Source organism: Desulfosarcina variabilis str. Montpellier, from assembly GCF_048565275.1.
In the GTDB taxonomy this organism is placed as follows: Bacteria; Desulfobacterota; Desulfobacteria; order Desulfobacterales; family Desulfosarcinaceae; genus Desulfosarcina; species Desulfosarcina variabilis.
In genome coordinates, this window is sequence record NZ_CP159846.1 from 7,986,917 (window position 1) to 8,008,923 (window position 22,007).

General features: G+C 34.4%; 15 protein-coding genes. All 15 read right to left on the minus strand.

All coding sequences use genetic code 11. From position 1 onward, the window contains the following. Positions 1 to 38 precede the first annotated feature (38 nt). Positions 39 to 1,274: a polysaccharide biosynthesis tyrosine autokinase gene (locus Dvar_RS36150; RefSeq protein ID WP_419658195.1), complete on the minus strand. Its 1,236-nt coding sequence runs from the start codon at positions 1,272 to 1,274 to the stop codon at positions 39 to 41. 314 nt (positions 1,275 to 1,588) lie between these two features. Continuing rightward, positions 1,589 to 3,361 (minus strand): hypothetical protein, encoded by a 1,773-nt coding sequence (locus Dvar_RS36155; RefSeq protein WP_419658197.1) that lies wholly within the window; start codon positions 3,359 to 3,361, stop codon positions 1,589 to 1,591. A 307-nt stretch (positions 3,362 to 3,668) separates the two neighbouring features. Continuing rightward, complete coding sequence (locus Dvar_RS36160) at positions 3,669 to 4,223, minus strand: polysaccharide biosynthesis/export family protein (protein ID WP_419658199.1); 555 nt, start codon at positions 4,221 to 4,223, stop codon at positions 3,669 to 3,671. 112 nt (positions 4,224 to 4,335) lie between these two features. Then, positions 4,336 to 5,928, minus strand: a complete 1,593-nt coding sequence (locus Dvar_RS36165; protein ID WP_419658200.1) for a glycosyltransferase family 4 protein — start codon at positions 5,926 to 5,928, stop codon at positions 4,336 to 4,338. A gap of 288 nt (positions 5,929 to 6,216) precedes the next feature. Further along, positions 6,217 to 7,320: a glycosyltransferase family 4 protein gene (locus tag Dvar_RS36170; RefSeq protein WP_419658202.1), complete on the minus strand. Its 1,104-nt coding sequence runs from the start codon at positions 7,318 to 7,320 to the stop codon at positions 6,217 to 6,219. A 36-nt stretch (positions 7,321 to 7,356) separates the two neighbouring features. Further along, complete coding sequence (locus tag Dvar_RS36175; protein ID WP_419658204.1) at positions 7,357 to 8,445, minus strand: polysaccharide pyruvyl transferase family protein; 1,089 nt, start codon at positions 8,443 to 8,445, stop codon at positions 7,357 to 7,359. 173 nt (positions 8,446 to 8,618) lie between these two features. Then, positions 8,619 to 9,749, minus strand: a complete 1,131-nt coding sequence (locus Dvar_RS36180) for a glycosyltransferase family 1 protein (protein ID WP_419658206.1) — start codon at positions 9,747 to 9,749, stop codon at positions 8,619 to 8,621. Positions 9,750 to 9,772: 23 nt separating this feature from the next. Beyond that, on the minus strand, positions 9,773 to 10,948 hold the full coding sequence (locus Dvar_RS36185) for a glycosyltransferase (RefSeq protein WP_419658208.1): 1,176 nt from the start codon (positions 10,946 to 10,948) through the stop codon (positions 9,773 to 9,775). 61 nt (positions 10,949 to 11,009) lie between these two features. Then, on the minus strand, positions 11,010 to 12,356 hold the full coding sequence (locus Dvar_RS36190; protein ID WP_419658209.1) for a hypothetical protein: 1,347 nt from the start codon (positions 12,354 to 12,356) through the stop codon (positions 11,010 to 11,012). A gap of 620 nt (positions 12,357 to 12,976) precedes the next feature. Further along, positions 12,977 to 13,495 carry a hypothetical protein gene (locus Dvar_RS36195; RefSeq protein ID WP_419658211.1) on the minus strand — a complete coding sequence of 173 codons (519 nt, stop codon included), beginning with the start codon at positions 13,493 to 13,495 and terminating at the stop codon, positions 12,977 to 12,979. A gap of 136 nt (positions 13,496 to 13,631) precedes the next feature. Further along, entirely contained in the window at positions 13,632 to 14,435 is an 804-nt protein-coding gene (locus Dvar_RS36200; RefSeq protein ID WP_419658212.1) for a sulfotransferase family protein, read from the minus strand. Between the two features lie 1,221 nt (positions 14,436 to 15,656). Continuing rightward, the gene (locus Dvar_RS36205) at positions 15,657 to 17,225 is read right to left on the minus strand and encodes a right-handed parallel beta-helix repeat-containing protein (RefSeq protein WP_419658214.1); all 1,569 of its coding nucleotides are present in this window, start codon (positions 17,223 to 17,225) and stop codon (positions 15,657 to 15,659) included. 1,191 nt (positions 17,226 to 18,416) lie between these two features. Beyond that, complete coding sequence (locus Dvar_RS36210; RefSeq protein WP_419658215.1) at positions 18,417 to 19,535, minus strand: glycosyltransferase family 4 protein; 1,119 nt, start codon at positions 19,533 to 19,535, stop codon at positions 18,417 to 18,419. Positions 19,536 to 19,609: 74 nt separating this feature from the next. Further along, a complete protein-coding gene (locus tag Dvar_RS36215) occupies positions 19,610 to 20,626 on the minus strand; it encodes a nitroreductase family protein (RefSeq protein WP_419658217.1) in 1,017 nt (338 codons plus the stop codon). Between the two features lie 169 nt (positions 20,627 to 20,795). Then, complete coding sequence (locus Dvar_RS36220; protein WP_419658219.1) at positions 20,796 to 21,956, minus strand: glycosyltransferase family 4 protein; 1,161 nt, start codon at positions 21,954 to 21,956, stop codon at positions 20,796 to 20,798. Between the last annotated feature and the right edge of the window lie 51 nt (positions 21,957 to 22,007).

The window sequence follows — 22,007 nt, forward strand, 5'->3', positions numbered from 1 at the left end:
CCTTTTCCAAAGGAATTGTTTAGAAGGAAGAAAGCGTCTTACTCTTTATTTTTGTTTTTGTTTAGCACCGTACCAAATACGGTAACATCTTTCAATCGTGCCACCATCTTTTTCAGGTCATCTACGGATGTCCGTTCCGACTCGACAACGGCTAAAACGCCATCGACGTATTTAGAGAGGATCATCACGTCAGGGAATGGCAAAAGCGCCGGCCCATCAACAATGACAATTCGATCCGAGGGATAACGGCTTTTGATTTCAGCCATCATTGTTTCCATCTGTGATGAATTCAATAACTCAGGAGCATTATTGACTGGGAGGCCTGCCGGAATCAGCGTGAGTTTTTCAATTCCAGGGTTGATTAGAATATCAGAAATATCCACATCCCCCATTAAATAATCAGTGAGCCCCTTCTCAACCTCCAATGAAAAGAATTGAGTGGAAAAAGCCGTATGATTCTCGGTGGGTTTTCGAATGTCCGCATCAATGATCAGAACGGTCCGGTCAAACTCTTTAGCAATACTCACACCAAGGTTGATGCTGGTAAAGGTCTTACCCTCGTAAGGATTGGCGCTGGTAATCAGTACGCTGTTACCTCCCATCACTTTTAGTTTTCGCAACAACTGCGTTCGCAGCATTTTTATCTGATCGGTAGATTCGTAATCATCAAAAATGGAAAAAATTCTATTGTCTACCAACTGGTGAGGATCGTTCACTTGAACTTTAGTTCGTGAATAACGAACTTTGACCGGCTTGCCCGTTGGCGTTGTTGAAATAGTTTTCTTTTTATTTTGTGGTTCAATGGCATGTGGTTGCTCTGTAGCGACCGATTCTGCCAGTTCTTTCTTTAGCAGTGTTATATTCACACTTTCGGAAGCTTGAGTCATGGCCGGCCTGGCAGATGGAGCCTCCTTTTTCAATGGTTCAACGTAGCCCTGAACCTTTTCTACGCGCGATTGAGTATCCGTACTTTTAGAAAAATCTGATCTTCGCTGGACATTTTGCCGCTGCGCCCTTTGGAGCCCCGAATCGACGGCACTTTTTGTTTCTTTAAGCAAGATGTCGTGTGCTCTTTGCTTAAGCCGATGCTCCACTGTATTAGCACGCATCCCATGCTTCGCTCCGTCAAGGACCACTTTGCCTGGCTGACCCGGTGATGTCTTTTTTTGAGCAACGGAAGACTTTGTATTGATTTCCGGTATGGCACGCTTTGGAACCGGTCGCCGGGTTGTTTGTTTTTCTGCTTTCTCAAGTGCTTTAAAAATTTTTCCCATTTTATTATCCCACCAAAGGTCGATGAATCATGAATTCCACCTAAACTGGGCGATTGTCGAGCTTGCCGCATATACAAGGCAGATGTCTTTCCGCTATAGTCGACTATGCGGGAAGGCATCTAACGCCGTAGATGCGGTGAGATCGGCAACCCCGCCAGGGGTTCAAATTCTGGGAGGCAATAATGACCTACTGTATTACCATGCTTACCAATTTTCATGTATACCAGAATTTGAATCGCCCAGTTTAGGTTCCAAAAAATAGGATAGTGGCCATCCAGAAATAGCAAATTTCCTATTTCTGGACAGACATTAGTCTATGACTGATCGATAGTTTGTAGTTTTATTGATTCTCTCTCGATTGGCACACCGATCTCAAACAACCGATCCTCAAATTTGTCCCATAAATCACCAATTGGCATAACGAGCAAATTGACAAAAAAAGAAACTGTCATGATAACTAACAATACTATAGTTAATAACATCAGCCTTCTATTGCGACGCCTACGCCTTTGAAATGGAGAATCAACATAAGAAACCGCAGCCAAGACCGGAAAACCTGCGATACTTTCCAATTGCTTGGCCTCTTTTACGGAGGAGTCCATACCTTCCAATAATGCAGCCAATGTAGTTCCACCACCAATTCCCAAAGCAAACCCCAATAGGATGATAAATACGCGATTCGGTTTTGAAGGCTTGTCTGGTAAATGGGCAGGATGTTCTATCCGAAACCGTTCTCCACTTTCCGATTCATCCATTTCTTGCGCAATTCTAGCGGAATGCAGTTTATTTGCGACTTCGTTATATTCTTTTCTCGCATTGTCATAATCCAAAGTCAAAGAATTATATTCTTCATCAATAAATGGAGCTATTTCTAATTTTTTTTGATAATCATCTCTTTTTCTTTCGAGATTTTCTTTTTCTTTGGTTAAAGCGTTAATTTCTGATTCAGCAACGATAATTTGTGCTTTGATGTTCATGTACTCAGGATTATCGGTTCGATCTTCTTCGATATTTTGGTTGGATGGAGCTTCATTTATCTGTTTTCTCAACAATTCAGCTTCGTTGGTCAACCTTATGATTTCAGGATGTTTATCTCCGTATGTGGCCTTTAATTCCGCAATCTCTTTCTCTACCATAGTAAGGCGATCTATTTTTTCAGATGTCGTGTCTTGTCCACCGCCTTGAGCTTCTAATTTGGCAATTTCACTTTTCAATCGAATAATATCGGGATGTTTGTCAGATAGATTGGCTCGCATGCGGATCAATTGCAGCCTCAAATATTTCAGCCGATTATTAGGATTGCTGGCAACCTTTCCGTTCTCGGTTAGAATAGGGACAAGCCGATCGATATTCGCTAGTTGACTCTTAAGATAAACCGTCTTTTCCTTTAATGTGCGGATTCTAGTGGTAATTCCATCTAATTCTTGATCCATCCGTAGGATTGTCTGTTGAAAAATACCTGTTGACCCTGGAAGTTGATGGATATTTTCAGCTTTGAAGCGGCTTATCTTTTCCTCATTCATCTTGACCAACCGACGAAGATCTTCCAATTCCCTTTCAAGAAAGACTGTTGTTGCACTTGCTCGTTTTTTACGCCGAGCCTGGTCTTCTTCTACAAATAGCCCCCCTAAGGTATCAGCAACTATTTTTGCTTTTTCCGGGGATTTATTGATATACGCAAGTGTGAACGCAATGGTTGCCGAGGTTCGGCGTTGATCACCCACTGAAACATCAATGGTTTCTAGGGTGGTATCCTTCCGGAACCTACTAACTTTCTCACCGTTAGAATCCAGTTCAGCGTAAAGGTTATTTTCCTTAACAATTTCTAACAATTTTGTATAGCTTAGTATTTTTCTTTCTAGTAACTCAAGGCGTTCACTGATATATGACCTTGTCGTCGATTTAACATATTCCTCTGGAATTTCTTGATTTTCGACAACAATCATCACCTTTGATTCATACATGGAAGGCAGAACAAAGGCAATAATCAAGCACATGCTAAAAACCCCTATAAACGTGTATAGGAATACATTTCTACGGCGCCTGATAATTCCCTTTAATTCCGCGATGCTTATTTCATTGGACATTCAATTATACTCCACCTGGATATAACCAGCTACTATAGATGAAAATTTTACCTTTACCTAAACTGGGCGATTCAAATTCTGGTATACATGAAAATGGGTAAGCATGGTAACACGATAGGTCATTATTGCCTCCCAGAATTTGAACCCCTAACGGGGTTGCCGATCTTATCGCATCTTCGTCGTTAGATGTCTTCCCGCATAGGCGACTATAGCGGAAAGACATCTGCCTTGTATATGCGGCAAGCTCGACAATCGCCCAGTTTAGGTTTTAATAACCAAAAATTTCAAATTTCTCATCACCAATAGCCTATGGAACAACAATCACATCACCACGTTTTAATATGGGATCTTGATCTAAATTTTTACCCTTAAGTATTGATTTGTAGTCAAAATCAATTTTTATCGTTTTGCCCTTCATATACCGAAGAATATGAATGTCCCGTTCCGAAGCGAATGGTGTCAATCCTTGCGCCTGAGCTAATACCTGCATAACACGGGTTTCCTGTGTTATGGAAAAAGCGCCTGGGTTCTTCACTTGCCCGATCACATACACTTTTAGACTATTGATTTCTTTCAGTATGACGGCAACAGATGCCTCCGGTACATACTCTGATAATTTTTGCCTAATAGTCTCCCTTATTTGGGCTACAGACATTTCGTTCACGTCCACATCGCCAATAAGTGGGAAAGACAGTACTCCATCCGGAGGAACAATCAACTCACGGCTAAGCTCTTCATCTCTCCATATGGAAATTTCCAGGACATCGCCGGGCCCGACATGATAAGGTGCAGCAAAAACCACAGAGCCCATAGATATTAATGAATATATAAAAATGACATAGCAAAATATAATTTTTTTCATCCGTTCTCCTTCATACTTTCAATTTTTTCTTACCTAAACAGGGCGATTCAAATTCTGGTATGCATGACAATTGATAAGCATGGTAATATTGCTTATATATAATTGTTATAGATTATTTTAAAATTGTAAATAGTCCTTTTGCGATCACTAATACCAGAGCTATCGAAATGGAACACATCACAGAAGGCCTTTTTCTTAGCTCACCGACTAAAACCTCATAGCTATAATAAATAATTACTGTCTTAACTGCAACAAGTCCTAAAAGATGCCCCTTGATATTTTCTGCCGGCAAGTTAGGGATTAAGATAATTATAAAAATCACTAAAAAATCTAAGGTTGAGCTTTTAAAACCATTAGCCCTCCTTGTAAATTTCATCGTTACAAAAACGGCCAATAAAAGTATAAAATAAAATAAATTATATACCATATTTAAAAAAATGCTAATGGATGCAGTCAATTCTTGATCACAATTCAAAATAATGAATGGTGTAAAAAGATAAAGTGCAATTTTTGAAATCTTATTTAAAACATCGTTATTCGTTGACCAGGCAACCAACAAAAAGATCAATATTATGATAGATAAAATAAAATAGTTTGCATTTCCAGGAAGTTGATAAATTATGTTAAACATGAGCAGCGTTGGGACACCAATTTTCACGATCCCGAAAGAATACTTTATTACTTGACCTCTATCTTTTAATGGGCTCAGTTGCAATTTGATAGAATTAATAAAACCATCACGGTTAATACGGTATTCTGTCTTATTAAATAAGTGAAAAATCAGCAATACGCTGATGGAAAAAGCGAAATAAAATGAGATTATAAGCCAATCATTTGCCGAGCGATACAAGATCGCGAATAATATCAACACTGCTTGGACCAAGTAAATGGTCAATACTGATTCAGTATGAAATAAACCGATTTTCATCAACTGGTGGTGAAAATGATTCCGGTCCGCTGAAAAAGGAGAACGGCCTTGGATCATTCTTTTAAACATTACCGTTAAAGTATCCAGAACAGGAACGCCCAGTATGACCAAAGGCAGGGTTGCGCTAATGTCTGACGATTGTTGTGATAGCTTGATCAAAAGCACGGCGGCAACAAAGCCAAGGAGCTGACTGCCTGCGTCTCCCATAAAAAGCTGGGCGGGGTAACTGTTAAATCTTAAGAAACCGAGTACGCTGCCACCCACGGCAATAGCGATCATTGTCGTCACCCAATCATTCTGACTTAAGCCCAAGTAGCCGATGCATAACAGAATCATAAGCGACATGCCACCTGCCAAGCCATCGAGTCCATCGGAAAGGTTGGTAGCGTTGGTCACCCCTACGATAACAAAAATGGTCAGCGGTATGGCAACCCAGATAGGCATTCGGATTCCCTCTGCCACTAAGTTTCCTAAATCGGCAATTTGGACACCGCCAACCAGCGTAACAACCACTGCGGCCATAACCTGACCCAATAGTTTTAAGTTGGGCGCCAAGTCCTTCATGTCATCGGCAACACCGAAGATAACAATAATCAAGGCGCCGAGCAGAAGGGCATTCATAAAATTCGTTTTCGGTGCCCAGAGCATTATCGGAACGGACGCACCAACAGCCATCGCGATGCCACCGCATTTAGGCATGATACCTTTGTGAATTTTTCGATGATTTGGCTTATCCATAGCCTGTAGCTTGACTGCCAGTGCTTTTGAATATGGCATTATGACTATTGTTATAACTATGGATACCAATAAGGTAGTTAAATATGTCATTAGCTTCTATTTTATAATTTCTGCTGTATTTGATCTTTTTTCTACTAGGTAATAGCTGGACAGCAAATTCTGAGCCAACAAAGAGATAATTTAATCAAACCAGATTAATCGCTAATATTTTTGATTATTCATCCTTAAATGGAAGGCACGGAACAAATTGAATGGTGAACTGAGAAAATGTTTTCATAAAATCCTGGAAACTTTTTTCATAAGTGAAAATCAGAGAAAACCAGTACATTATTTAGAAATTAATGTCATGTAAAGATCATTCAACTGATCGGCTATCTTATCCCAGGAATAATTCCGGATAACATACTCTTGAGCGGTTCTTTTCATATTTTCTACCTTTTCAGGATGTTTTATGAGATCATTGAGCACTGCCCTGAGATCCTCAACATTACGATTTGCAAAAAAGTAACCATAATTTTTCATAGCTTCCACATTTTCAGGGATATTGCTAGCCAAACAACAGTTACCATAGCTCATCGCTTCGAGTAGGGCAATTGGCAGCCCCTCAATAGTGGATGGTAAACAAAAAATGTACGCGTTGCTGAACAGTTCCTCCAAATTCGCCCCAGAAACAAAACCAGGGAATAGGAATCGATCGTCCCCTGCGGCCATTTTTTTTAGTTTTGATTTATAACTTTCCGAATAGGCGGCATCACCTGCCACGACCATTTTAAAATCCGTATTGATGGAACGAAATGCCTCGATTAAAAAATGGGCTCCCTTTTCCTCAACTAACCTTGCAGCAAATAGAATATAGCGGTTCGGCATCAGGCCCTGCTTAATGATCCAGTCTGGCACCCGCCGCCTGACCCGATTTACTCCGGTGGGAATGTATACGATAGGCTTTTTGAACTTTTTTTCGTAATATGCTTTTTGGACCTGGGATACGGCGGTTGTGGCATGGGGAAAAAAAACCGCCGTCAGATCGGCGAGTTTGAAAAACAATCGACCAGCCGGTCCCCACTTGTCACGTTTCCACTCCAGCCCGTGAGTCTGAACGACGGTTGGAATGCCCATCAGGCGGGTAAACAGGGCAAACAAAGAAGGACCCACGGCGTGGATATGCACCATATCAAAGTGTCTTTTATCTTTTCGAACATCCAAAACGGCATTCAGGCAAATGGATAGTTTGTGCAGTGTTTTAGTATTTGCGGAAGGCACCGTCTTTATTTTCATGCCTTTGTAAATACAGTCCACTGTTCCATAGTCCCGACTGGAATAAACCACAACCTCATGACCGCGGGCCGCCATACGCGAACCGATTTCTTCGGTAAGCTTTTCAATACCACCGCCAATAGGCATCCCTTTTATCGCAATATATGCTATTTTCACACTGTAGCCCTCCATTTGTTATTATGGTAAGGGCAATTAGTTTATCATACCGATAGCATTTCTAATAAATTGTTCACTATTGTTTTCCATGATTTTCCTAATACCATTAACTTTTTCATAATTAATTTTTGAGTTAAAAAGTTTTTCAATTTTGAAATAATTTCTCTCTTCTATAATTCTTTCTGCTATATCAAATTGTTTTAGCAACGATCTGACTTTTGTAGATCTGCTCTTATTATTAGGTGTCAAATACATTAGGAAGTTTTTATTCATAATTATAGAAAAGACAGCTCCATGAAATGTTCCTGAAAGAATAAATTTTGCGTTTCTAAACATTTCAACCCATTGAAAAGGCGACATGTTTACAGTAATATCAGAATAATATGCTGCATATTCTCCGGCACCATATATCTTTAAATTTTCCCTTTTACAGTATGACTTTATTTTTTCAATTAATTCCTTAGGCATGCCAACACAATGATACATCAAAAAGTAGTTTTCTTTTTTAATCCTTTTTGTAAAATCATCTTCAATAATTGGAAATTTATACATTAAAGTGGGATCTAAAACTCTCACAGCCTTAAACCCCAAAACTTTTTCTACAAGTTTTTCCGACAATTCATCACGAACAGATATAAAAGAGAAGTTAGAAAGTCCTTCTCTAACAAAATCAGGTATTGGATGACTCAAATTAATACTACCAGAACTAGGTGCGTAAGATATAATATTTTTCGCTTTTAAGCCTAAAGAAAATTTTACTGGATCTATAGCATCTGATTCGTAGTGCCAGACTTCATCACTTCCAATTATAATACAATCAAAATTTTGATTGTTTATTTCTTCAATACTATAAACCCTTTTGGTTAAATTTAAATATTTACGTTCAGCGTTTTTAAAAGAACTTATAAGTTTAATTTTTTCAAAATATGATCTAAGACGTTCATTTTTTAAAGATATTCTAAAATAACCACCAATATTGATTATTTTATGTTTACGAACTATATAGTTAATAATGAATATCTCTGAATTGGGGAAAGCACTTTTAAGATATTCTTGCAAAGCATAAACCTGAAGAAATGCACCAAAATTTTTAATGTAATGGTGTGTGATAATTCCTATTTTCATGCGTTACCTTTAAAATAAGTTCATTCGTTTAAAGGAAGATTTTCTTTTTATAAAAAGGATCTCACTTTTCTACCATTCTAAAAAAGAAAAGCCATAAAAAATTTAATATATTTAGTCGAATAAAATAATTTTCTCAATCATGTTATTTCTAGAATTTATTTAAATAATTATTTTTAGTTTATCCTATTATTACAACTATTTTTTGCGAGCTTTATATATATGTCTTCCAATCTTTTTGCTTCGATTTTTATGTCATATCCCCCAAATTTCATTTCTTCCGCTACATCTCTCCTTACATAACCATTTACAGTCTTTAATATTAGTTCCGCCCATCTTTCTGGAGGCTTTTTAAGCGAATAGAATTCAGTGCTATCTGTAATCTTCGCTTCTAGTGTTATTGTATCTGAGAAAATACATGGCAAACCAGATGCTTGAGCTTCAATACCAACAACAGGTAATCCTTCATACCAAGATGGCATCACTAAAGCATCCATCGCTTGGTAGTATTCATTAACATTTGAAATTGAACCAAGAAAATATATTTTATCAGAAAGTCCTAAAGCAAAAGCTTTCTCTTGAATTCTATTTTTTAATTCTCCATCACCGATAAGGATTAATATAGAGTTTGGGTTTTTATTGTTTAATTTTTTAAATATATCAATAAGATAAGAATGGTTCTTTTGATGCATAAATCTACCAACATGACCGATTATGAGTTTATTTTCCCATCCATTACTTTTTCTAATATTATTTCTAACACTTATATTATAAGTAAATTTTTCTAATTCAATAGCATTCCTTATAAGTGTATAATTTTTTTCTTTTACTATATCTGATCCAAAGTAAAAACTGGCTGCAAGTTCACTACAAGCAAAAAAAATATTGGCTGTTTTAGTTAATCTACTTTTACAGAATTTTTTAATGAACCATTTTGCATCGAAATTTATATTAGTGTTATGACTGTGAGCGATTCTTATAGGTACTCCTGATTTCATAGCTGCAAATAAAGGAAAGAAAGATAAAGCGCCGTTATGTCCATGAACAATTTTTATTTCCGGATTTTTTCGAAAAAGAGTATCCATGAATTGTCTAAATTTGTGGTATTTATATGGTTGGTAACCAGGAGATCTAAAAATACGTGCTCCTAAATCTATTGCATCTTTTTCATATTCACCAACAATTTCCGAATTAACAAGAAAATCGAATTGAATTCTTTTTTTATCTATATGTTTATAATAATTCATCAACATTGTTTCAATTCCAGCTCGTCTTAAAAAACTTACTGAGTGTAAGACTCTATACATAGATAAAATACCAATTAAATTTTTTATTCGTTTAACAATTCGTTAAAAAATTTTTTAATTTTTAAAGCCTGCTGTTCTAACGTAAACTTTTCCAAAGCAGCAGATCTTGCTATTTTTCCTAATTCGTGCAATTCTGATCTACTATTTATAATTTTAAATATTCCTTTTGCTATATTTTCTGGTTGATGATCTTTGACAAAAATACCACATTTTAGGTTTCCAAGTGCTTCCCTATGCGCCTCAATATCAGTCACAATCACCGGTTTCCCCATTGAAAGATATTCAGTCAATTTAATGGGACTGCTAGTATTCCACGCATGTATATCAGGAAAAGGTAAAAGTCCCACTTTTGCAGACTTAATATAGTCAGGAACATGTTCATACGAAACTGCATCGTGAATCATTATATTATTTTGTAAATTTAGATTATTTATCAATTTTTCGAGCTCTGCTTTAGCTCTTCCTTTTCCTAATAGAAGAAACAAAACCTCTGGATGATATTTCTTCACAATTTTAATTGCCTTTATTGCCTGCTGTAGACCTCTTTGAAAAGAAAAAACTCCATGATACATTATGACAAAACGATTATTTATTTTTAATTTGTCACTAATATCAATTGCTTTTTCTGGATCAAACATATCCGGATTAACTCCAGAAGACCAAATTCCAATCTTTTTGTTAAAATTATTTACAACGTTTTGAATATCTTTCTTCATTATCTTTGTGATCATGGTCAGACCATCAAAATAGCAAAAAGCAAATTTTACGCTAAACCAGAATCTCATTTTGCGCTGAAGATGTTTTATGTAAACAGGGTCATCAGTGACTATACTTCTGATGTCTAAAACGAATTTAGGAAGTTTCCGACCCAAAATTTTTTTCCAAAAGAACCATATTGGAAGAGATTCGATCAAATTGAATGGTCTTAAAACAACAACATCAGCATCTAAATTTTTTATGAGAGTAATTTGCTGTTCAATATTAAGTAAAATTTTCCCTAAGATACCTTTTTGCCTTAGCTTAATATAATAAACTTTATCTATCTCATTTATAGCTATTTTATCATTTATATAATTAAAATTTGCTCTGACAGAGACTCCCTGTTTTGATAATTCAATTAAAATGTTTTTTCTAAAGTTTACCTCAATGTCACGATCTATCATAGCTATATTTAGCCAGAAGCATTTGCAGTTCTTCATTTTAAATCCTTTGAAATTTTGGATTCCTTTTCTCTTTAAAATTTATTTTTCGACCAAACAGCTAAGATATTGGGTTAATTCGTGGAAATGTTTCTAAACCGCCATAATATTTACTATGACGATTCTTTCTTGTATAAATAACTGCCATTACATAAAAATATAACGCTGGATAAGTATCTCCCCAAACTGAAGACGTGTTATAAGCAAAAAAGAAGAATAACATTGAAAATGAAAAGCCTACTGATCCATAAGCAAAGGCTTTCCAATATGGATCATCTTCTTGTTTTGAATATTTAATAGCCATCATTGTGAGATTTAAAATTATGTATAAATATGCTATAACACCCAATACACCATATTCAAAAGCAATTCTTGTAAATGCAGTCATACCGTAGCTAATCATTATTTCATCTTTCAATTCAATTTGTTTTTTAATATCTTTTTTTGTGTCAAAAAAAGATTTTGTTCTAGATCCAGGACCTAAACCCAAAAATATATTTATGATACCTTTTTTTGATAATATCTCAAATACTCTAATAGTAGTGGTAGTTCGGCCATAAGAATAACCATAACCATCAACTCCATCCATATAGTCTTTTGTATAATTCAAAGCGTATTTATAATTAATACTACCACCAACTTCTTCTTCAGGATTTAATGATCGATTCAAATAGACTACTGAACTAGACAAAATTAAAATGAAGATTAAAAAAAACACGAAAATACTGATTTTTTTTGTCCAATCTATTTCAAATCCCTTAAAATAAAAATAATAGTAAATAAAAACAAATTGAATTGGAAAAAGGTACAAAACTGCTCTTTTAGCACCTACAATAGAAATTATTATATAAACTAATCCAACAAGCAAATAGATAATACTCTTCTTATGAAATCTGTAAAAAGAAGCCATGAAAAAAATTACGGTAATAGGAATAGTTGTAGATAAAGAACCGTCAGGAGTCGAATATGCTCCCATGGTTCTTTCAGCGATTCCATATTTTATGAATTTTATAGCAACTACAGGAAACTGTAATATTAAATAAATAAACAATATCTTATTTAAAAATTTTAATGAATCATCACTAAGATCGAGAAGCGTAATTGCAATATAAAAAAAATAAAATCTATATAGCAACCTTATACTAAAAATCATTCTATGGTAAGATGTTTCATTCAGAGATATAGAACATAGCCCTATCATTATCATTATAAATAAGCTAAAAATCAAATGGGGGAAATATAACCCTTTAATTTTACGAGAAAATAGAGAAATTACAAAAAGAGTATATATCAGTATTTCTGTTAAGATAACTATAACATTAGGCAGGCCTAAATATAGTCTAATACCGCCTAACAAAGCGATAAAAAGTACAAAAGATATAATTGTTTTATTTAGAGAAAAAGTCATCTATAAAAGTAGTATTTTTTTGAAAATTAAAATATTAATATGAGCTTTGTTTTCTTTATCAAGCAATGCCTATCATAAACTTTTTTATTATATTATTTAATTTTTCCTATTTTAAAATCAGAATAATAATGCCATTTTGTAAAAATATATGACATTGTAAAAATCATAGCAAGAACTATAAAATTATATATAGTTCCGGAATTTTCCGGCACTAAAATGAAACCTAAAAAAAGATTAGAAATCACGTAAAATGAGAGACTTTTAACTCCTATCAGTGTTAAATTTTTACTATTAAGAAAAACATAAAATTTTTTATAAGACAAACACAATCTTAATGTTATAATAAATGCTACTATTAAACATGATGTTATTAATAACCATATCTCTCTAAAATGTATTATTTCTTTATATTCTGGATATGACACAATTAAAAATGAATGTAAAATTATTGTGAGCATAGAAATAAAACCTATTTTTTTATTAAACAAGACATTATATCTATGCTCACAAAATGATACGTAGAATCCAAAACAGTATACTATTAATGAAGCTACAAAAGGATAATAAATTGATTTATACCCTATTCCGAAAAATATTCCTAAAAAATTATTAGAAGAATTTTACATTGAATAATTTTGCACATATACTAAATAAACTATTATAAATAAGATAATTGATACAATCTTATTCACTTTGAATATTTTTAGTATTACTGGAGACATTATGTAAACAAAAGAAAAAGTTACTAACACCTTTGCATAAAATCTATGATTCCAAAAAAAATCAAAAAAATTATTTGGAATATTTGTATTCGTTAAAACTCTCATAAATGTTACAAATGAACAGTATACAAAAAGAATATAAAATCCTTTTTTTATCGACTTTATAGAATCATATTGTATATTTCGTTTATTATTTTTGTAATAATTTAAATACCCCATATACCCTGCAGTAAAGAAAAAAAAATTCCCAACATTGAATAAATGAGAATCAATAAATCTAAAGGGATATGCAAAAACGCCTAATGTGAATCGATTGTTAAAATGCAAAACAATGGCTGATGTAATTATTAATGAACGGAAAATATCAAAACTAATATCTCTATTTTCTACTATCATTTTTTCTTTTACAGTTTTCATTCATTTGATAGTTATATCCTAAAATTTTAGATAATTGCTACCAATGTTTACTAATAATTATGTAAAGGTATACAAATACAAAAACTTTTGAACAAAATTTATAGTTCTTTTTCAAATGGATAAATCAAAAAATATTTTATTTATATTTTAATGACCAACTATTGTCTGGCTCATAATTTAGATCAATTAACACCTGACACAATTCAGGCATTTCCTTCTCAATCAAAGACTTAATTTTTTTATGATGCTTTGGATTTTTCCATTTTTGGATAGTTGATAAATCAATCGGTCTAATACTATTTAATGCGTCCGTTCGAAATTTATCAGGAATTATTTTGTAAAAATTCCTAAAAGAATTAATGAAATTGCAGCCTATAAAACCCATCAATTCTCTTTGAATTTTATCTGTTTCTTTTACTAAATCTTCAAAGCGTAAAATAAATAAATCTTTTGTATTTTTTAGAGAAACAAGCGCGGAATATATAGATCGCCATCTATCAACAGAAACATAATAGTTTGAACTGCTATGATGAAAAGATGTTAAAATTGACCGTGGATCTCTTACCAAAATGATAAACTTTGGAGAAGTTATTTTATCTTTATAATATTTTTGTATTTCATCTATTAAAAATATATCATTTGGTCTTTTAGTAACAAGTATTGGGTGATTTCTTAATTTAAAATTTGCTACATCTAATGCATTGAGCTCTTTGCCAAAAGATAAAGCACCAGGAAGATTAGTTTCTAAAATTGCCTGAAGGAGAGTTGTACCTCCACGCGGAAAACCGCATATTACAACATGAGTTTCAAGCGGTTTTAATCCGAAAAGTCCTCTGTCTATTATATCATGGCAAAAATTAATAAAAGATTTGTGCAAAAATTTAATAAATTTTACTTTACCATAAACTTTTTTGATTTTTTCTGATATTAACATACTCATATCACTATTTTCTTTTTATAAATAGATACACCAACATTCAATCTTGAATGCTGATTAATCATTTTACAATACTTTTTATCAGAGACTCAGATAAATACTTAATATTGTTTTTATTTTTTTTCTCTGTGCTTTTACCCACCTCTATTGACTAATTCCTGCTTACAAATATAGACATTTGGACAAGAAAGCAAATTATACCAACGTAAGCCAACTGCAACCAATTTTATATGAGTAGTCTTCAAGTTGTTCATTCAGAAAGAGTGCTATCATAAATTTACTGTATTTAGCGATACCACGATAATCAAATAAGTATGCCAAATAAAAAATAGAACCAATGGATATATTACCAATAGTCGCTTGTTTATGGACTGACGAGTCATTAACTAAATGTATTATTTTTTAAGGATTTTCTTTTTGATAAAGATAATTTCTAATTAATTTTTGATTTAATCTGGCATTAAGCCACCACTTTTATTGGTGACGCGGATAGGCTCCACCGATCCAGCGAGAAATAGAATAGGTTCTTCCTTGGGAACATAGGAAAGCAACCTTGGAGGCATAAAGGAGAAAGAACCTATCCTGACAGGCAAAGTTCATCTCATGTACGATTGTACGGTAATTAGCATTTGGTAATTATACTAATACATTAAAAGAGAAACCTGTATGGCAAATTCAAACGCAAGGTTGGTGAAATATCGAAAAACCCGTGCAGGCAAAGAGTGCTGGAATTTCTGGAACAGTTGGTCTTGAAGAGCAACTATAAGGAACTATATCCGCCAGCAAGAAGCGCTTGAGAAACAACAAATAGAACTTGATTTCGAATAGGTAATTGAACCAAGCCCCAGCGGGCTTTTCCCGACGTCAACGCCGCCTTTGAGGGGGCATCCCGATACCATCTGCTATGTAGGTGGAGAACATTATTTCGCAAAATTAGTTTCATCGGTTTTTGCATACTTCATATTGATTCTCTGTTATCAATATAAATTTCTAATCTACCCACATCAAAGAAGAACGACCAAAGCGTAGCTTCCTTGACATGGGCTGATCAGAAAAATACATTCGAATTGGCAGTTTAAAAGAAAAGATCATAACCAGAAAAAGTGGTTACACACTTACGGTTTTTTTAACCATGGCTGAGTCCATAATTATGTAAATTTCCTTTCAAACTGATAGCCGCTATTTAAAATCAAAAGTAAGTAAGAACCAAATAAACTAATATTTTTAATTTAAAGGAGAAATTTCTACATTTTCCACTCGTTTTAGTTCAACCGTGGAATTATTAAAAAAAGCACCAATTACTTCATTAGTTGCAATTGTCGTACTTACAGAAAATGGATTACTTTTGAAGTCAACACTATGGAGTCTATCCTTTTTATGGTCTTCAAAGTATTTACCCATTGTGAATGCAATACTGTCAATATTTGGTATAAATTCATTTCCAGTCAATTCTCCAACAATTTTTCTCCAACCGGACATTTTTGTTAACTTTGGATTGTCCGTGATTGCACTTTTTGCTGCGTTTCCAGAAATAGCCCCACCGTAAAATATGTTGTTATCCCAATCAGCGCCAGTTGCACTTGCTCGGTCAGTATGCTTGCACGAACTCAAGTTTTCATTAGTTATTATTGATATGTTGTTTTTTATTTCGTATGAATCTCCAACAGTCCGTGTACCAAGATGGATGTTTATGTCGTTGTCTATAAAAATATTGTTATAAATCTTCTCGTTAGGATGGCAAACAATGTCATTATAATCATTTACAGATTCAACAACGCAACTAAGGCTCATACCACGACGCATTCCAGCTACGATATTGCCGTACCACTCATTATAGCCATTATATCTCTCACTTGACCTTGTTTCTTCAATACCACTAGCAAAAGCAAATGAGGATCGACTTCCTTTATACTGTGGAGAGGAAGGATCAGACCATCTAGAATTAGATTCTTCATAAACTATATTGTATCTAAAAATATTGTTTTTTGAAGCGCCATTGTATATATGATAAGATCTTATATTATATACTACATTCTTCTCAATGATGCAGCCATTTACATTTTTATATAGGCCTATACCTTCATGCTTACTGTCAAAGACTTTGTTCTTAGTTACGGTTATGTCATGTGTAGCACCATCTACATATGCAGAAGTCAATTCAAGCGCTGCCCCCACACCGTTCCAATCAGGATATCCTATCTGTTCGAAGGTTGAATTACTTATAGTTCCATTTTCAACTTTTATGTAAACTAGTCCTCCACGTGATTGATAAAAGTAGCAATTGTCAACATCTATGTAATCGCTACTTTCTACAAACAAAGCTGTAGTTGAAACACCTGCCTTACCAATATTTTCAAATTGAATGCCTTGGAAAGTCACATAAGACTGTTTATAGACTCTTACAGGGTAAGAATAATTCGTTTCAGGATAGCTATTATTGTCCCCACTTATAATGGCCCTGTTTCCACTTTCATGTGGGACGGCCCCACATTCAAAGTCATCTTTTTCATCATAACTACCTATAATAACCCTATCATTTGAAGTTCCTGACCACTCGATTTTAAGTCTATCATTATCTGAATTTATTTTACATGTAGTATTGTTTTTAAAATATACATCATCACCTGATTGAAAACTGTGCTGGTTTACAGCCTCAATCGTATTCCATGGATTATAGTAACTGCCATCACCATTCGTATTTGAACTGCAATCAACATAATAGGCTGTTCCTGCAAAGGAAGAAACAGGGATAGCGATAATAAAAAAAATTGTTAAAAAATTAATTATTTTCATTTTACCACCTTTGTATAGCACCAATTCGAAGAAAAATTGTAATATTTTTTGAAACCCAATTTAAAAGAATCTAATAATAGTCAAAATCATAAATCACCTAAAACAGATATATGCTCTTTCCTACCATTGACAACACAACCATCTATCATCATTGTAATATTAGTTCAATAAGCTCCTCCTTTAAACTTTCAAAATACCCGTTGATTCATCACTACCACAAGAACTGTTATCAGCCATACAGGATCTGTGCCAAAAAAAAGTGGGCAAAAAGGTGGGGGGGATTGATGAGGTCGCATTAGAGGATACGCAAATTCACAGAAGGATAACTTTATTGCTTGGATTTTTTAAAAATTGTCTGCCGCTGTCTTTATATCTGAATTTCTGTCTCCCATTATAAACGCTGCAGTTTTTGACTGTGTTTAGTCAATGTCATCGACATCAAGCATTCTCATTGCATAACATTCTGATAAATTAACTATATTTTTTATACCAAAAATTTAACTAGCGCTGCACAAAATTATAAAAAAGAAAGGGGCACTAATCAAAACCAGAGAAAATCGCAAATGCTCATAACATCTATCTCAATTCTGAAGATTTATTTTTGCTGATCATAGCTATGAGAGTTTTTGGCTATTTTAGCTGATCCTGGAAAGTTGAGCAAATATTCGTGCCCGCATATCTTGCAATAATCTTAAAATTGTCAAGGCGTTTTTACGGTCTGGAGAGCCGCAGCGCACAAGCAAATACGCCTGTACGCCCAGTTTGGCACGCAAGTACGACGAATTTAACTTGAATAAAAACCGCTGCAGTTCCGTCTGGTGCGCATTGATCTGCCGACGGGTGGAACCGAAGTGTTGACCACTTCGTTAACCGACTAGAAAAAGTATCCGCACGATGATTGTGGCGATTTATATCACCATCGCTGTCAGGTGAAAAAAGATTATAAGTTCATGAAATCGCCTATCAAAATCGTAAATTATAGAGACAGAACGCTTCACTCAATGTATCTGATTTTTTACGCCAAGATATTCACCATAAATTTTACAGCCATCTTGATCCAAATCGTCAATGATCGGACTGAAGCAATTACGGCCAAACTGTCTTTATGCTTACAAGGCTAATTTTAGCAATGTCTTGGCGATGACCCCATATAGGGAATTTCACTTTGGGCAATTAAAAATTCTCTCCTCTTTAAGTTTCAAAAAGTTCTATTGCAGAACTAAAACCATCAGCCATTTTAATATAATTGTTTTTACTTTCGAAAAGCATTCTAGAGTTATTGCCCATTTTTATCGTATCTAATTTTTTAATTTTAGTCATCGCATTGTATAATGATTTAATATTATGCTCTTTTACTATAAATCCATTATATCCGTCTATTATTAGGTCAAATGACGCACCTACAGCTGTGGTCGAAATGACTGGAAGACTCATACTAATTGCTTCATTTACAACAAGGCCCCAAGATTCATATTGATTATCTTTAAAATAACAAGGTAAAATAAAAACATCAGCCTGTTCATAAATATCTCCAACATTTTGTCGATCGACAACACCTAAAAAAGTAATGTTTTGAGTTTTCAACTTTTTTGCTAATCTTTCACATTGTGAACGAAAAGGACCATCTCCACCTATAACTAGCGACACATCTTCCTGTAATTTTTCTATTTTTGAAAAGGCTTTTATAAGTAAATCCAAACCTTTTAACGGTATAATTCTACTTAGATATAGATATGTAAAATTTTTTTTATTATTTTGAGTTTTAAAAAATATAGTACTTTTTCCTCTACTAATATCATTTGAACATTGAAATGCAACAAAAATGCTATTTTTATTTTTTCCTAAAGATAGAGCTAGATTCTTTGATGCTGATCCACCAACAACGAGAGCATCAGACATTTTTATGAGGTTAGTACTAACTGTCCATCTAATAAATCTCCAAAAATCAACCAGAATTCGATTCGAAAATGAAGGTCTATTTTTCCATTGAAGACTCCAAAGAATAAAATTCTTCTTAAAAATTTTTGAATAGATAAATGAAATAAAGCTATTCATTGAAGTTGGATTTGAGGAAATGACTATTTTAGGTTTAAATTTTAACAGATAGTATATTAGACCTATCCACCATTTACTAAATTCTTGATCTAAGAAAGTGCAAGGCAATTTTCCGGTTGTGATATTGCCAGGATAGGTATTTTTTGAACGTTCAAAGAAAAAATGTATATCGTGTCGCTCAGAAAGTAACTCAAAAAGACGCTTTCTATAGTGAGCATACCCCGGCTGAATAAAAAAGATTTTATTTTTTAACATTCTATTCTGTACCTTCTGTCAGGTGTTTCTTGCATCAGACTATGCTGACAGACATAACGCACAAAAGCCTATTATTATGTATTATTATGAACGATAAAAAGTTCTTCAACTGGACGTTTCTCAGAGTTTGCAACTGTCACTGTATCAGGAACAGTACCGGCAACAATAAACATGATAATAACTTCCGAATCGGAAATGTTAAGTATTTTTCTAACCTTTCGATCCTTTTTGGTTTTTACACACCAGTTCAGGGCACATGTACCTAATCCTTCATCATGGAGGGCATAAATTAATGACATTGAAAAAAGCCCGCCATCTACGTATGCTTCATTGCGTTCTTTGACGCTGTTAAACACAGCCAAATCCATTGTTATGATGAGTAGCCAGGATGCGTCACATCCAAAGCCCCTACAGCCCCCTTGAATATCTAAAAGCCTATTTTTTATATTCTCATCTGATAAAGCGTGTACACGCCATGCTTGACGATTACAGACTGAAGGTGTGAACCTTGCTATACTGATCGCTTTTTCTATAACTTCTCGTCTAATTGGATTTTTAGTAAAAATCCTAATGCTTGAACGCTTTCTTGCTATTTTCTCAAAACCATTCAAATCATTAAAATCATCAGCTTTAATTTTTTTTGTTACAACTGATGGTGTATCTGAAGGCAACAAATTTTCTATTTTTTTTTCTAACTTCCCCAAAGGAAATCCAACGCGATTATGTTCGTCAAGATAGTAACGTAAGGATCTGATGGCCATACGATAACCAAGTGTATTTTTCGAATAGTTTCTCTTTTTGTATATGCCAATCAGCTTCGACAATTCAAAAATTGTATCACGGCCGAACCCATTTCTTGTCTCTGACAAAGCGTACGCTTTTTCTATTCGATGCGACAACACTATCAAACGATTTTCTAAACTACTTTGAGAATAATTGCGTCTTATTGATGAAGACCAGACTACATAACGCCAAACATCATAAGTTAAAATTTCGAGTCCCCACCAAAACTGTGCTAACCAATCTATTTTCAAAAAAATCCATGTCCCTAAAGGACTTTTTTTAGAAAAGTTAATCATTATTTCTTTCATCTTCTATTCCTATTTTCTCTAAGTCATTTTTTCTAAAAAGATAGATATTTTGCAAAATATTTATGTCAACCACAATCCTTGCATTTTACTTTCGGATTTTTCTTATAAACTCGTCATTCCATGGTTTAGCGATGTCAGGCTACAAGTGGCAATTGAACATCATTTTCGCTCATATCGACGACAGCAACTCATCGTAAAGTGGAAGAAAATACTTTTTGCTAATATAGTTGAAATCGTAATGCAAAATGCTATTACGTGCGTTCCTTGCTATTAGTGTCCGCAGATTTTTATCGGTCAATAATTTTTTGATCGCCATGGCATAATCATCTGGAGTATCGCTGGCGATCGATCCGTTATAGCCATCTACGATGACCTTACAATTGCTTTCAGTGTTCGTCGCAATGGTCGCCAAACCACAGGCCATATATTCATATGTTTTGAGGGGTGGATTGTAATTATAGCTGTAATTCACCGGAATATAAGACAGCCCAATGTCCGCCATTGCGATCAATTTCCGGACATAGCGATAAGGAACCCTTCCGGTGAAGATAACCTGTTCTTCAATATTCATCCTTTTTACTAATGCCTTAATATCCGAAAGCGCAACGCCATATCCAACCATTAGCAATTTTACATCTGGTTGAGAATCCAGCACCTGTTTGAAAGCTTGAATCAAATAGTCAATTCGTCGATGATGGGAAATCGCCCCACAATAAACCAAAACCGGTTGGTCTTCCCGCAAACCGAACCTTGCTCTCATTCTTGATCGTTCGGCAATCGATCCAGGATAAAAGTCATCCTTGTTAAACCCCACAGGTATGACTATTGCTCTACTGAATTTACGCAATCCAATCCAGTTTCTTTTCAGCTCTTCGCTTTGGACTGCCACTTTATCTAAAAAGTAACATTGAAATGCTGTGCCCAGCATACGCCTTTGTGATTTACGTAAGATGCTGGAAATCGGATAAGATAGAATCTGAAAAATGGATTTAGCATAAAAGAATGTTAATAGCCTGATAAGAATGAAGAATGAACATGTGCTCGTAATTTGGACAATCGAATAACGATTGCGATTAATTATTAGGATGGCTTTCCACAAGAAAATTAAGCGGTTGAAGAAATGGTAAGTATGAAATCTATTGCAAAGAGAAATTTTGTAAAACGTCCGTCCGCCATCTATCTCATATTCCTTTTCTCCCTTTCCACGTAACCTGATAACTGTTACATCATAGCCAGCATTATTTGCCGCTTTTGAAAAATTATCAACAACTGTGCACTGGACCTTTCTATACGATAAAAAACATATTTTCTTTTTTCCGGAAGGATTCATATATTAATCTCAAGGCGAGCTGTTAAGCTTTCAAAATTACTGTTATACTAT

Bases quoted from the DNA above. Each gene is read 5' to 3' on its own strand.
- Dvar_RS36185 (WP_419658208.1), bottom strand. From the start codon at position 10,948: ATGAAGAACTGCAAATGCTTCTGGCTAAATATAGCTATGATAGATCGT.
- Dvar_RS36195 (WP_419658211.1), bottom strand. From the start codon at position 13,495: ATGAAAACTGTAAAAGAAAAAATGATAGTAGAAAATAGAGATATTAGT.
- Dvar_RS36165 (WP_419658200.1), bottom strand. From the start codon at position 5,928: ATGCCATATTCAAAAGCACTGGCAGTCAAGCTACAGGCTATGGATAAG.
- Dvar_RS36215 (WP_419658217.1), bottom strand. From the start codon at position 20,626: ATGAAAGAAATAATGATTAACTTTTCTAAAAAAAGTCCTTTAGGGACA.
- Dvar_RS36210 (WP_419658215.1), bottom strand. From the start codon at position 19,535: ATGTTAAAAAATAAAATCTTTTTTATTCAGCCGGGGTATGCTCACTAT.
- Dvar_RS36150 (WP_419658195.1), bottom strand. From the start codon at position 1,274: ATGGGAAAAATTTTTAAAGCACTTGAGAAAGCAGAAAAACAAACAACC.
- Dvar_RS36175 (WP_419658204.1), bottom strand. From the start codon at position 8,445: ATGAAAATAGGAATTATCACACACCATTACATTAAAAATTTTGGTGCA.
- Dvar_RS36160 (WP_419658199.1), bottom strand. From the start codon at position 4,223: ATGAAAAAAATTATATTTTGCTATGTCATTTTTATATATTCATTAATA.
- Dvar_RS36180 (WP_419658206.1), bottom strand. From the start codon at position 9,749: ATGTATAGAGTCTTACACTCAGTAAGTTTTTTAAGACGAGCTGGAATT.
- Dvar_RS36205 (WP_419658214.1), bottom strand. From the start codon at position 17,225: ATGAAAATAATTAATTTTTTAACAATTTTTTTTATTATCGCTATCCCT.
- Dvar_RS36220 (WP_419658219.1), bottom strand. From the start codon at position 21,956: ATGAATCCTTCCGGAAAAAAGAAAATATGTTTTTTATCGTATAGAAAG.
- Dvar_RS36155 (WP_419658197.1), bottom strand. From the start codon at position 3,361: ATGTCCAATGAAATAAGCATCGCGGAATTAAAGGGAATTATCAGGCGC.
- Dvar_RS36190 (WP_419658209.1), bottom strand. From the start codon at position 12,356: ATGACTTTTTCTCTAAATAAAACAATTATATCTTTTGTACTTTTTATC.
- Dvar_RS36200 (WP_419658212.1), bottom strand. From the start codon at position 14,435: ATGAGTATGTTAATATCAGAAAAAATCAAAAAAGTTTATGGTAAAGTA.